Below are 13,408 nucleotides of genomic sequence, written 5' to 3'. Positions count from 1 at the left end.
AATCTAGTGTCAATTTACAAAATCCATCCGGGGATGGGTATCGCTCGCTTGGGCAATAGCGAAACCGAATTTTATATCGCACCTGAAATACCTGCTGGACTGCCGCAAGCTTGTGATTCGGCCGGCAACCCGATTCTGTCCGATGATCTTACTGGCCCAGTATTAGTTAAAAATTTTAAGGATAAAAATGGTCGGGTGAAACGTCAAGCGGCCCGTTTTCAGGTATTTGTTTACGACGATGACACGCCGGCGGGGCGTCCACTTAAGTTGGGTGATCCGGTCGAGGGCGGCGGCAACCGCGGCAAGCTCATTGATATCCAATGGCGGGTTTATCTGGCTAATAAAAAAGCATCCTGGTACGAATTTAATGAACGTTCTGGCGAGCATGGCTATGCCGCCGATTATCCGCGCCGCAATGCATCCGTGCAAAATCGCGACCGTTTGATCATCGATCCCGGTCCGCGTAGTGTGAACAGTACCAATTTGCGTCGTGCCAGTTTCGACCGTTCCGGCAATGGCGTTTATGCCACCACTTTCCCACCGCAAGGTCTGCAACCCCATGACATTGATACCTTGGGTGAAATTCTTACTGATGATAGCGGTCGGCTATTAGTGCTGGGTGGATTGGGCCATTCCGGCAGTGAACAGTCTGGGCCAGGTGAGCCCCATATTTCCCATTACGCCAACAACGATGGCTGGTACGATGATGTTTCTGACGGTCCAGTGATGGCCAGGCTGGTAATGTATTCCGACCAGGTCGGCGCCATACGTTATATCGATGTGGAATACCCAGCGTGGGTGGTGGTAGGTTATCCACGCTTTGTTCCCCAGATTCTCGATATGATTACCATGGATGATGTGCTGTACGATTTATATCTGCGCGAATTCGCTTACGACACTAGTCTCTATGGCCAGCTAGGTAGTTTCGATTGTCCAGAAACCATTTCGATCCATGACCAGACTGCATTGAGTCAATGGCAAGCCAGCCGACTTACCTGGAATAAAGACTATAAACCCTGGTTTTACCGTGATATCTGGCCGATTCTGTTCAGGCCGAACGAGTTCCTGTATCTTAGCGACATCCTGGCACAATCCAATTTTCCCCATGATCAGGAGCAGCGTGGTACCTTTGATCCCTATAAGATAGGACAAACGCCCGGTTACACGCGGAAGCAAATGGCAAAAAAGGTTATTATCGATGATTCTACGGCGATTTGTCGCGATGCTTGTTTAGGTGAAGCCTACATAGCAACTCAACATAAGCCTGAGGATAAGGAAGACGATCCTTATGGTACAATGCGGCGGTTTTTGTTTGATTTGTTGCGTCGTAGCGGAGAAGACAATGAGTTCAAACTGGAAGACAAAGTCGGCAGCCGGGTGCACAATCTACCGCTGATGCCACTGTTGTGCGGCGATAATCCGTTGACGAACGAGGTGGTGACCAAGTTTTTACGCCTCACTGATTATCAGCTCTTCATATTGAAGCAATGGGCAGAAGGCAATTTTATCAACGAAATGGAGGAGGGCTGGATCGACCCGAAAACCTATCCGGTGTTTTTTCCTTATCCTACTACGCCACCTAAAACCGGTCGTGAATTAGATCGTGGCGTGCTCAGCAATGCCTTGGGCGGTGCGTTTTGTCCTGGTGCCGAACTGAACTGGATCATCCGCAATCCATCCATTTATTGGGAGCCTTACCGGATCAAGGTGGATCGAAGTTGGTCCGATTTTTTGCAGTCTGCAGCACAGGCTAACCAAAACCGACAGCCGACCAGCGTCATCGAAGAATTGAATTTCAACATAGAGAATCCACTAAGCCAAGACAACGATTTCGCTGTGGGTCTGCAGCCGGGCGATTTGACCAAATACATGGCAGTACCCTGGCAAGCGGATTTCAACGAGTGCACAACCAATCCCAACAACATTACCTATGCCGATTGGAACAATCTTTACCCCGGCAGCGAAAACGATCAGCGACTCAAACGTGAAGAAAAGGTATGGAATACGCTCTGGTGGCCAGCCCATAGACCGCTGCAGTCCAATGAATTAATCGGATTCAGCAATGGTGAGCCAGTGACTACCTGGACTACTTGGAGCCGTGGCATCCAGCAGACGCACGCTGGCGATCTGAAGATGGTCAGCGAATGGTGGAAATTGGGTTTCATCATCCGCAATCCTTATTTAACCGATAGCGACACCACGCCTTCCACGGGGCCGGATAATCGCTATTACAGCATTGAGCGGTGGGGCAGCGAGCACCTGGTCGCACCCAATCCGCAAATAAGTTCGATCATTAATCCCAGCAAGGAACCTTAAAGAAGGAGTATCTCCATGAATGACAATCCATTTGTTGGTAAATGGACTTATCGCAGTTTGTTGAATAACCCAGATGTAAATCAGGACTTTAATAACCTCGAATTCGGCCGTGGTGCCATCGAAATCAATGAAGATCCGATGCAAATCCTGAGTGGCGTTATCGGCGGCCCCGGCTGGTCTTTGGCACTAAAAGGTTCGCGAGAATACGGTACTCCTATGCGTGTGCGTTTGCAAGGGGTAGGCATTGTCAGTGGTGAGCAATGAATTTACGATTACGAAGGCTATCTGGTCTCTCATTGGCCCAATGGTGTTCAGCAGCGACCAGCAATTATTGGCTCGGTCATCCGTACCATTCCTCATTCCGGTAGCGAACCGGGTACCGTGGCCCCTGCAGGAGTCGTGGCCTCGTTCTATGCCGTCAAAAGCGAGTAGCGCTGCTTACGATGTCTTTATCGTCGGTGCTGGTCCCGCCGGGGCAGCCGTAGCGATTTCTCTTAGCCAGGTTATCCCCAGCTTACGCGTCTGCCTCGCCGATGCGGGAAAAAACATCCCTTTCCGCATCGGTGAGTCGGTCCCTCCCACTATCAAACCGTTCCTTGATCATTTAGGCGTAAGTTCATCTTTCGAGCAGACCGGTCATAGTCCCTCTTTTCGCACCTTGAGCGCATGGGGTGGCCCCGAATTAATCAGCAATGAATTTTTTCTACATGTCTACCATACCGGATGGCGACTAGACCGCCAATGCTTTGACCGCATGCTGATCACTGAAGCCGTGCACTGTGGCACAGAAATTCTATCGGCACGAGTGTGCTCGCTCAAGAAAGACGAAAATGGTTGGCTCATCGATTGTGGTACAGCTGGCAGATTTTCTGCGCGTTATGTGGTAGATGCCAGCGGGCGTGATGCAATATGTTCGCGATTGCTGAAACGGGTGCCGATCAAGTTTGATCGGTTAGTGGCTTGCTCGATTTTTTTTGAACAGCGTGCGCCGTCGGAAGCGTTTAGTACCGATGCTGCCGTGATCGAAGCATTTCGAAATGGCTGGTGGTATACCGCTGCGATTCCCGGTAACCGCAGAGTAGCCATGTTGATGACAGATATCGATATAGCGCGTCAATTACAGGTAGCACAATTATCGACCTGGCTGCAATATTTAGCTGAAACCCAGTATATCAGGCCGCTGGTTGCCACTGGCTGTCCCTTGTCGCCACCCCTGATTTGGCCAGCATCCTCACGTTATTTCGCTTGTGCTTATCCACCTAACATGCTGGCGGTAGGGGATGCGATTTCCAGTTTTGACCCTTTATCCTCCCAAGGAATTATCAAAGCACTGAGATCGTCATTGTTTGCTTCCTACGCTATCGCTGATCACTATCTACGCGATGACGAAAGCGGCAGTGCCAAATATCATGCGTTGATGAATCGAGAGTTTGATACTTATCTAGCAACCAGGCGTGAATATTATCAACAGGAACAACGTTGGCCTGATGCACCTTTTTGGCAGCGGCGCCATCAAATTTATAAATAATCCTAAAAACGGTTTTTAGGATTATAAACTTCAACAAAACTTCAGTAGCGTTGTCAAACTTATGGTTGAGGTTAGATAGGGCATTTTTGTGCGTGGGAATGCTTGTCGATGCTAACCGAATGATTTTATGCGCTACGCACTGCTTTTGATCGCACGGTTCATCTCTTTACCTATTTGATAAATCAAATTGATGTTAACCCAAAACCATGAACGATCTCTATTTCACCACACCCATTGCCCGGCATGTCTGGGAAGCTAAATACCGCTATCGTAAAGGTGGTGTAGCTTATGATGCCACGATTAGTGATAGCTGGAGGCGCATTGCCTCTACTTTGGCTGCGGGAGAAAGTAATCAGGAGCATTGGCAAGCGCGTTTTTACGACATTCTACAAAATTTTAAATTCTTGCCAGGAGGCCGTATCCAGGCGGGTGTAGGGACTGAACACAAGGTCACACTCTTTAACTGTTTTGTTATGGGTACCATTCCCGATGCAATGGAGGGAATCTTCAATGCGCTTAAAGAAGGCGCGTTGACGATGCAGCAAGGTGGCGGCGTCGGTTATGATTTTTCCACACTACGCCCACGTGGTACGCAGGCGTATGGCGTTGGTTCAGTTGCATCTGGCCCCGTTTCTTTCATGCATATCTGGGACAGTATGTGCGCAACCATTCTTTCAACCGGAGCTCGGCGCGGCGCCATGATGGGGACATTACGCTGTGACCATCCTGATATCGAGGAATTCATAGCTGCCAAGCAGGATCGAACTCAGTTACGGCGCTTTAATGTTTCAGTATTGGTCAGTGATGATTTTATGAGCGCGGTAAGCAAGGATGAAGACTGGTTGCTGGTCTTTCCGATCGGTGAGCATGTAATGGAGGGTGAAGTGCTGATGCAAGATTGGGCAGGTTACGGGCAACCTGTGCCGTGCAAGGTATACAAGCGTATTCGTGCATGTGAGCTATGGGAAAAGATCATGCGTGCTACCTTTGATTATGCTGAACCAGGGGTATTGTTTATTGATCGTATCAATCAACTTAATAATCTTTATTATTGTGAGAGGATTCATTCGACCAATCCTTGCGGTGAGGTCCCGTTGCCTCCCTATGGTGCTTGCAATCTTGGTTCTATTAATCTTACGCAATTCATGTGCGCTCCCTTTTCGGAGCAAGCGCATCTGGATATGAAAAGTATTAGCGCAGCTGCAAGAATTGCAGTGCGCTTGCTGGATAATGTCATAGACGTCTCGAATTTCCCGCTACCTAGTCAGGCTATGCAGGTGCATTCTTCGCGACGTATCGGGTTAGGGATCACTGGTCTGGCTGATGTACTAATGATGCTGAATATACCTTATGGCAGCAAAGCGTCCCTGCAGATTGCGCAATCAATTATGCAGACAATTTGTCATACGGCCTACCAGGCTTCTATCGATATAGCTCGGGAAAAAGGATCGTTTCCCTCCTTCGATCAGGAAAAATATCTTGCCGGTACTTTTGTACGCTCCTTACCCGAAGCTGTTCGCCAGGGCATTGCGCGATATGGCATACGTAACAGCCATCTGACAGCTATTGCGCCGACCGGCACTATCAGTCTTCTTGCCAATAATATTTCAAGTGGTCTGGAGCCAGTTTTTGATAGTGAGTACACGCGACGCGTATTGGGGTTGGATGGAAATTACTCGGAATATCAGGTAGTCGATTATGCAGTGGCTTTTTGGCGCAGAAGCGATGTAAGTAAATCTTTACCTCCGGCATTTATCAATGCTTACCAGCTTTCACCCACTGATCACCTGCAAATGCAGGCAGCTATTCAGCCATATATTGACCAGGCCATTTCCAAAACGATCAATGTGCCGACAGATTATGATTTCGTAGCGTTTCGTAATCTCTATCAACAAGCCTATGATCTTGGTCTGAAAGGCTGCACGACTTTTCGTCCTAATCCGGTGACGGGTGCTATCATGAGCAAGATAGAACAAGAACAAACAGCGCCGCATTGTTGCAATTTAGAGCGTGAAGCAGATTAAGTTAGAGAATAGCTGCTGTAAGTTTCTGTAGTGCTTGGACATAAGATGGATTCATTAGTAAACTTTTTCTTGCAATAATGGGAGATCCTCAGGTTTTGGGCATAAAGATACTAACTTAACCCGATAAGTCTGTGGCCTGATGATCGAACTACATCACAGGAGAGAGGCATGAAATTCGGCATCATGAGTTTAGGGCAGATGGGCGATAATATGGCGCACCGTTTTGCCCGGAAAGGCATGAAAATAGTGGTAATGAACCGCACATTTGACGTGGCCGAGGCCGCTAGTCAAGGAAACCGGACGCCTACAGCCATTCATACAAGCGCTCTCACTGGCACGATCCGTTTCGCCACGGAAGGTCATTCCATTTCTAAATCAAAATTGACTTTGTCGACTTCACCTTGCCGTATTATTCATACTATCTGCGACTCGCCTTCGCGTCATTTTTGATTTGGGAATGGAATAAGAACGACTATACTATAAAACTGCTTGCTAAAATGCGGCATGGCTTCGGCGGTCATGCGATCAAGGAGAATGGAGATGAATAGCTCGAAGATGCCTCAATTAGAGAATTTGCCGTGTTCATTCGTGATTTTCGGTGCAACAGGTGATCTCGCATCAAACAAGCTTTTGCCTGCACTGTTTCATCTGGAAGTAGCCTCACGGCTGGGGGAAAGGCTTACTATCGTTGCTTTTTCCCGTCGCGACTGGACACTTGACAGCTGGCGCGAATACCTGAGCAGCATATTGGCTAACAAAGTCAAAGCCAAGCTGGAAGGTCCGGTGTTCGAGCGCTTCCTCGCCCGCTTTCGCTACCATCGAGGTGATCTCAACGATGTGGAATCATATCGCGCGCTAGTAGCCAACTTGCCACCGGAACCGGCTTGTTCGCGTACAGTATTTTACCTCGCAATCAAACCCGCTGATTTCGCTGTGGTAATCAAGAATCTCCAAGCAGTTGGACTCAACCAGCCGCGCGGTATGAACCGAGTGGTGATCGAGAAACCCTTCGGCGAAGATCTTGAATCAGCGCAGGTGCTGAATCGTTTATTGCATCAGTATTTAGATGAGGAGCAGGTCTATCGCATCGACCATTTTCTCGGCAAAGAAACAGTGCAGAACCTGCTTGTGTTTCGCTTTGCCAACACACTGATTGAACCACTCTGGAATCGTAACTTCATCGATCATGTGCAGATCACGGTAGCTGAGTCGATTGGGATCGAAAAGCGCGCCGACTACTATGATCGTGCCGGTGCCTTGCGCGACATGCTGCAGAATCATCTCATGCAACTGATGACTGTGGTAGCGATGGAGCCTCCGGTCGCGCTTGAGGCAGATGCGCTGCGCGACGAAAAGGTCAAGGTATTGCGCTCGATCCGACCGATTGCCAAGCGCGCGATTCATGCGCACGCAGTGCGCGCGCAATATGCGCTTGGTAACATCGACGGACAGACAGTGGTAGGTTACCAGCAGGAGGAGAATGTCGAGATCAACTCCCTCACTGAGACTTTTGTTGCCGCAAAGTTTTACATCGACAACTGGCGTTGGCGTGGCGTTCCGTTCTATCTGCGTACAGGCAAAAGACTGGCGAAGCAGGCATCACTGATCGCAATCCGCTTCAAGCATCCCCCGCAACAGCTTTTCCGCGAGACCCCGCTGGAATTCATCGCGCCGAACTGGGTATTGCTGTCGATCCAGCCCGAACAATCGATGCGCTTAGAAATTCACGTCAAGCAACCAGGTCTTGACATGGACACGCGCGTGATGCAGATGAACGCGAGTTTCCTCAAAACTGACGAGCAGGCACTTGATGCTTATGAAACACTATTACTCGACGTCATCGAGGGTGATCGTTCGCTATTTATCCGCTTTGACGAGGTGGAATGGGCGTGGCGGATTGTCGATCCCATTTTAAAACATTGGCTGGTCGAGCGTGAATTTATTCCAATCTATCCGTCCGGAAGCTGGGGTCCGACAGAAGCCAACCGCCTGTTTGATAACGACGATCAGACCTGGCGCAACGAGCTGTAAATCTTCGGGGATAGTCTGATTCAATTGTCTTGGCGTCCAGATTATCGCTGATATCATTTATCTGCATCTGTCTCTTGGTTTTAGGAGGAAGAGCTTATGAAAAGAAATTCTTTTATCGAGAACCTGAAACGCCGGACTTTTATACAGCGCAGCGTGCTGCTGGGTACAGGATTGTTAGCAGGGCGCTATCTCAATCTGTTTCCAAAGATGGTTCATGCTATGGTAAATAATGAGCCTGATGTGATTTTCTACAACGGAAAAATTACCACACTGGATGAGCGTAATCCCGAGGTGGCGGCCATTGCACTGGCAGGTGGATTTGTATCAGCTATTGGCTCGGATAAGGAGATCCGTGCGCTGGCGAAGCCTGATACGAAAATGATCAACTTGGGCAGCAAGCGCGTTATTCCCGGTCTCAATGATTCCCACCTGCACCTGATCCGCGGCGGGCTGAATTACAATATGGAGTTGCGCTGGGATGGGGTACGCAGTCTGGCGGATGCCATGGCCATGCTGAAAATCCAGGCTGATCGCACGCCTGCGCCGCAATGGGTGCGCGTAGTCGGCGGGTGGAGCGAATTCCAGTTTAAAGAGCGCCGTATGCCGACCCTGGCAGAAATTAATGCGGTTGCACCAGAAACACCCGTTTTCATCCTGCATCTGTATGATCGTGCGCTACTCAACAGAGCGGCGCTGCGGGCAGTAGGGATTACAAAGGATACGCCTGACTTTACTGGTGGCCGGATCGAGCGCGACGCGAAAGGCAATCCGACTGGCATGTTGATCGCCGAGCCGAACGCACTGATTCTGTATGCGACATTGGCTAAAGGACCTAAGCTGCCGATGAGCGACCAGATCAATTCAACACGCCATTTCATGCGTGAGCTGAACCGCCTGGGTGTGACGAGCTGTATTGATGCAGGTGGTGGCTATCAGAACTACCCGGAGGATTACCAAGTCATTGAAAAACTGCACGAAAACAGGCAGATGACGGTACGCATTGCCTATAATTTGTTCACCCAGAATAAGGGCGGCGAACTGGCGGACTTCAAAAAATGGGTAGGCATGGTCAAGCCTTACAGCGGCGATGAGTATCTGCGTCATAATGGCGCGGGTGAAATGCTGGTGTTTTCAGCCGCTGATTTTGAAGATTTCCTGCAACCGCGCCCCGATATGGCAGCCAATATGGAAAAAGAACTGGGCGAGGTCGTGCGTTTCCTGGTGGAAAATCGCTGGCCGTTCCGTCTGCATGCGACCTATGACGAAACCATCGGCCGCGCTCTGGATGTTTTCGAAACGATCAACTACGATATCCCATTTGGCGATGTACGCTGGTTCTTCGATCATGCCGAAACCGTTAGTGAAAAAAATCTGGAACGCATTCAGCGCTTGAATGGCGGTGTTGCCGTGCAGCACCGCATGGCTTTTCAAGGTGAGTATTTTGTTGATCGTTACGGCAAGCTTGCCGCAGAGCACAGCCCGCCAATCCGCAAGATGCTCGATATGGGCATCCCGGTGGGTGGCGGCACCGATGCGACGCGCGTGGCCAGCTATAATCCCTGGGTATCGCTCTACTGGTTGGTGACCGGCAAGACGGTCGGCGGCTTGCCACTTTATGGCGATGCCAACCGGCTGGAGCGCGAAGAAGCCCTGCGCCTTTGGACACTGGGTAGCGCCTATAAATCTAATGAGGAAAAGGTTAAGGGCGCTCTGATGCCTGGCAGATACGCTGATCTTGCAGTGCTGTCACATGACTTTATGACGGTACCGGAGGAAGCCATCAAGGACATCGCTGCTGTCATGACCGTGGTGGGCGGTAAAATCGTCTATGCCGATGCGGAATTCAAGTCGCATGACATGCCTTTACCACCGGTCAGTCCCGACTGGTCGCCAGTGCGTCATTTTGGTGGCTATCAGCAGGTTAATGCCAAGTCTGTACCTGGCGTTGCCAGCGCCTCCATGGCGTTAGGATGCCGTCATGATCACGTGCATGAACATGATGGCAAGCTTTCCTACTGGTTGGGCCTTAGCGGGCAACAAGAGCAGAAGAGACCCGGCTTTAACCATCCGTGGACTATCGGCTGCGGCTGCTTTGCCTATTGATCATGTCAGGCGGAATGGTTGGATCGACATTTTCTCCATTCAAACATCGCGTTTTCACGGTGTTGTGGACAGCGACACTGATCTCGAATATCGGCACTTGGATGTTCAATGTCACTTCCGGCTGGGTAATGACAGAACTGTCGCCATCACCTTTGATGGTATCAATGGTACAGGCGGCGACAGCCTTGCCGATCTTCCTGTTTGCGCTCCCTGCAGGGGCGCTGGGCGATCTCTTTGATCGCCGCAAGCTATTGCTATGGCCACAGATTCTGCTGGCGGTGGCACTGTTTCTGTTTGCCGGCCTGCTATGGAAAGACGGTGTCAATGCCTGGATTTTGCTGCTATTCACTTTCATAACCGGTGTGGGAGCAGCTTTCGCTACGCCCGCTTGGCAGGCGATCATCCCGCGTCTTGTGCCACGGGATACGCTAGGCTCCGCCATCACCTTGAATGGGGTGAGCATCAATATCGCCCGAGCTATCGGTCCTGCATTGGGTGGTTTTATTCTGGCAGCGGCGGGGGCAGTAGCGACGGTATTGCTTGATGCCGTTTCCTATCTTGCCGTAGTGGCAGCGTTGGTATGGTGGCATGCCACCGCAACGCAAGCGGATACGCTGCCGCGAGAGCGCTTGGTCGGTGCCATGCGCGCAGGTGTTCGCTTTGCGCTGCATAGCACGCCACTGCGTCATACCCTGCTCCGTGCTCTGGCCTTTTTCATTTGCGCCTCTGCCTACTGGGCATTGTTACCCTTGGTGGCAAAGGAGATATTACAGGGCGATCCCAGCCTTTATGGCATTTTACTGACTGCGCTGGGGGTCGGTGCGGTGGCAGGCGCATTCCTGCTGCCAGTGGTGAAAAAACATGTAAGTGCGGATAAGATCCTAATGCTGGCAACGGCAGGAACAGCGCTGTGTTCGCTGACGTTTGCCCATGGTGAACGCACAGGCATTGGTATCGCCGCCGGATTGATAGGCGGCATGTCATGGATTATCGCGGTAGCATCGTTGAACGTTTCGGCACAGATGGCATTACCGGATTGGGTGCGTGCGCGCGGCCTGGCTATTTTTCAGATGGTGTTTTTTGGTGCGATGACAGCTGGATCGCTCGGATGGGGGCAAGTGGCAGGGATTATCGGCTTGCCGCTGGCCTTAACGGCGTCAGGATTACTGGCGCTTTTTCTGATTCCTGTCACAGTGCGATTTAAACTTAATCTGGGCGAGCATCATGACTACACACCGTCTAGTCATTGGGGCGAGCCCGCTGTGAGCGCGTTCGTTTCACATGATCATGGTCCTGTTCTGGTGACGCTGGAATACCGTATCGACGATGCGGATCGCGATGCGTTTTACTTGTTGATGCAGGAGTTGGGAATCATTCGCCGCCGCGACGGTGCTATTCAGTGGGGATTTTTTGAGGATGTCGAGGATCATGGACGATTTATTGAGATATTCACGGTTGAATCCTGGCTTGTGCATCTGCGCCAACATGCCCGTGTCTCTGCCGCCGACAAAATCCTGCAAGATAAAATTATTGCCTTGCACCGTGGCGCAACGCCACCGCGCGTGACGCATGCTGTTACGCCGTCTGCAGGCAATCATTTGCAAGCAATTCCTACAACCCATCATGATTGATGAAAGGAAAGCGAGTTATCTGATGGGGCTCAGGCATTGATGGCTTATTGCTCTCTAATTAGAACGATGATAGCTGATAATGCGGGCTATTCAGATGATGTACACTGGGTCTTATCCAATTATCAGATAAATCATGTAAGGAGATGATGATGAAAACAATTTTAGGTATTTACGATGCGCCTCCTCTCCATTGGGTAGGTGACGGTTTTCCCGTACGATCGCTTTTTTCTTATCGTAACCATGGAAAATTATTGAGTCCGTTTTTGCTGCTGGATTATGCAGGTCCAATCGATCTTGCGCCTGCCGAGCGGCCGCGTGGGGTAGGGCAACATCCGCACCGTGGTTTTGAAACGGTCACTATTGTTTACCATGGTGAAGTGGCGCATCGGGATTCAACCGGCCAAGGTGGGGTGATTGGCCCTGGTGATGTGCAATGGATGACTGCGGGCTCGGGCATTCTGCACGAAGAATTTCATTCCGAGTCATTTACACATGCGGGTGGCAGGCTGGAGATGGTGCAGCTCTGGGTCAATCTGCCTGCCAAGGACAAAATGACTGCACCGCACTACCAGACGCTCCTCAAAACAGACATTCCAGTGGTGATGCTCCCTGAGGAAGCAGGTATTGTGCGCGTGATTGCCGGAAACTACCAAGGTCATGCAGGACCTGCGCGCACGTTTACACCGATGAATGTTTGGGATTTGCGCTTGCACCATGGAAAGTCAGCCGAGTTATCGTTACCCGAAGGCTGGAATGCAGCGCTCATCGTTTTGCATGGGGCAGTATTGGTCAATGGTGAAGCGCAAGTAAAAGCAGCGCAAATGGTATCGCTCGATCGCAGTGGTGAAATGCTATCGATTTATGCCCAGGAGAATGTGGTGGCGCTTCTGCTTAGTGGCGAACCGATTGATGAACCGGTTGTTGGGCAAGGTCCTTTCGTCATGAATAGCCAGGCTGAAATCGATCAGGCGATTGCAGATTTTAATAGCGGACATTTCGGGCAATTGCCCCATTAGTTTTCCCTCTCAGTCAGTTAGCTGAGAGGGTTATCCGCCTGAGATATTTAGTTGAAAGGAGGTATGGCTATGGATACACCATTAAACTTCGATGGAAGGGTACCCACGATTGATTCAAGCGATGCAGCAATGTTACTGCTTGACCATCAAAGCGGTCTGTTTCAGATTGTCAAAGATATTCCGCTTCTTGAGCTACGAGCCAATGTAACTGCTCTGGCCAAGGCAGCAGCTGCGGAGAAAATTCCCGTCATTACCTCAGCATCGGTTCCGCAAGGTCCAAATGGACGGCTTATTCCAGAAGTTCATCAGTTTGCAGCACATGCCCAATACATCGCTCGCCGCGGAGAAGTTAATGTGTGGGACAACCCTGATTTTGTTGCTGCTGTAAAAGCAACCAAACGCAAAACACTGATCATAGCGGGCACTCTTACGAGTGTTTGCCTGACATTTCCCTGTATCAGCGCGGTTCATGAAGGGTATAGAGTTTTCGCGGTGATCGATGCTTCGGGTAGCGTGTCTCAAATAGCAACAGATGTAACGATCGCTCGTTTGGCTCAGGCAGGCGTGGTGCCGATCGATACCATGGCAGCGCTGGCAGAATTACAAAAATCATGGAGTCGACCAAATGCCATGGAATGGGCTCAAGTTTATTCAGGCGCGATGCTCCATTATCAGCTATTGATCCAGAGCTACCAGAAAGCGCAGCAAGTCGCCAGGAGGGCGAATTGATGGATTCTAAGCGTTGACGCTGTCTTCTTT

General features: G+C 50.4%; 10 protein-coding genes. All 10 read left to right on the top strand.

Features of this window, described 5'->3' with window-relative positions; genetic code table 11:
- Positions 1–6: 6 nt before the first annotated feature.
- Positions 7–2,316, top strand: a complete 2,310-nt coding sequence (locus BM122_RS05620; RefSeq protein ID WP_177198056.1) for a LodA/GoxA family CTQ-dependent oxidase — start codon at positions 7–9, stop codon at positions 2,314–2,316.
- A gap of 15 nt (positions 2,317–2,331) precedes the next feature.
- The gene (locus tag BM122_RS24045) at positions 2,332–2,580 is read left to right on the top strand and encodes a hypothetical protein (RefSeq protein WP_218152009.1); all 249 of its coding nucleotides are present in this window, start codon (positions 2,332–2,334) and stop codon (positions 2,578–2,580) included.
- Complete coding sequence (locus BM122_RS05610; RefSeq protein ID WP_218152008.1) at positions 2,570–3,844, top strand: tryptophan 7-halogenase; 1,275 nt, start codon at positions 2,570–2,572, stop codon at positions 3,842–3,844. Before BM122_RS24045 ends, BM122_RS05610 begins: the two co-directional genes overlap by 11 nt.
- A 206-nt stretch (positions 3,845–4,050) precedes the next feature.
- Positions 4,051–5,868 carry an adenosylcobalamin-dependent ribonucleoside-diphosphate reductase gene (locus BM122_RS05605; protein ID WP_074904376.1) on the top strand — a complete coding sequence of 606 codons (1,818 nt, stop codon included), beginning with the start codon at positions 4,051–4,053 and terminating at the stop codon, positions 5,866–5,868.
- Positions 5,869–6,036: 168 nt separating this feature from the next.
- Complete coding sequence (locus BM122_RS26525) at positions 6,037–6,318, top strand: NAD(P)-binding domain-containing protein (protein ID WP_074904375.1); 282 nt, start codon at positions 6,037–6,039, stop codon at positions 6,316–6,318.
- Positions 6,319–6,408: 90 nt separating this feature from the next.
- Positions 6,409–7,899 carry a glucose-6-phosphate dehydrogenase gene (gene zwf / locus BM122_RS05595; RefSeq protein ID WP_074904373.1) on the top strand — a complete coding sequence of 497 codons (1,491 nt, stop codon included), beginning with the start codon at positions 6,409–6,411 and terminating at the stop codon, positions 7,897–7,899.
- A gap of 96 nt (positions 7,900–7,995) precedes the next feature.
- Positions 7,996–10,002, top strand: coding sequence for an amidohydrolase (locus BM122_RS05590; RefSeq protein ID WP_256211902.1), 2,007 nt, complete (start codon positions 7,996–7,998; stop codon positions 10,000–10,002).
- Between the two features lie 14 nt (positions 10,003–10,016).
- Positions 10,017–11,633, top strand: a complete 1,617-nt coding sequence (locus BM122_RS05585) for an MFS transporter (protein WP_256211901.1) — start codon at positions 10,017–10,019, stop codon at positions 11,631–11,633.
- 149 nt (positions 11,634–11,782) lie between these two features.
- Positions 11,783–12,649, top strand: a complete 867-nt coding sequence (locus tag BM122_RS05580) for a pirin family protein (RefSeq protein WP_074904370.1) — start codon at positions 11,783–11,785, stop codon at positions 12,647–12,649.
- A gap of 69 nt (positions 12,650–12,718) precedes the next feature.
- On the top strand, positions 12,719–13,378 hold the full coding sequence (locus BM122_RS05575; RefSeq protein WP_143083333.1) for an isochorismatase family protein: 660 nt from the start codon (positions 12,719–12,721) through the stop codon (positions 13,376–13,378).
- Positions 13,379–13,408 lie beyond the last annotated feature (30 nt).

This window comes from Nitrosomonas communis (assembly GCF_900114745.1).
GTDB classification, from domain to species: domain Bacteria; phylum Pseudomonadota; class Gammaproteobacteria; order Burkholderiales; family Nitrosomonadaceae; genus Nitrosomonas; species Nitrosomonas communis_A.
The sequence above is the reverse complement of the archived record's forward strand: the minus strand, read 5'-3'. Positions and strand labels throughout refer to the sequence as shown.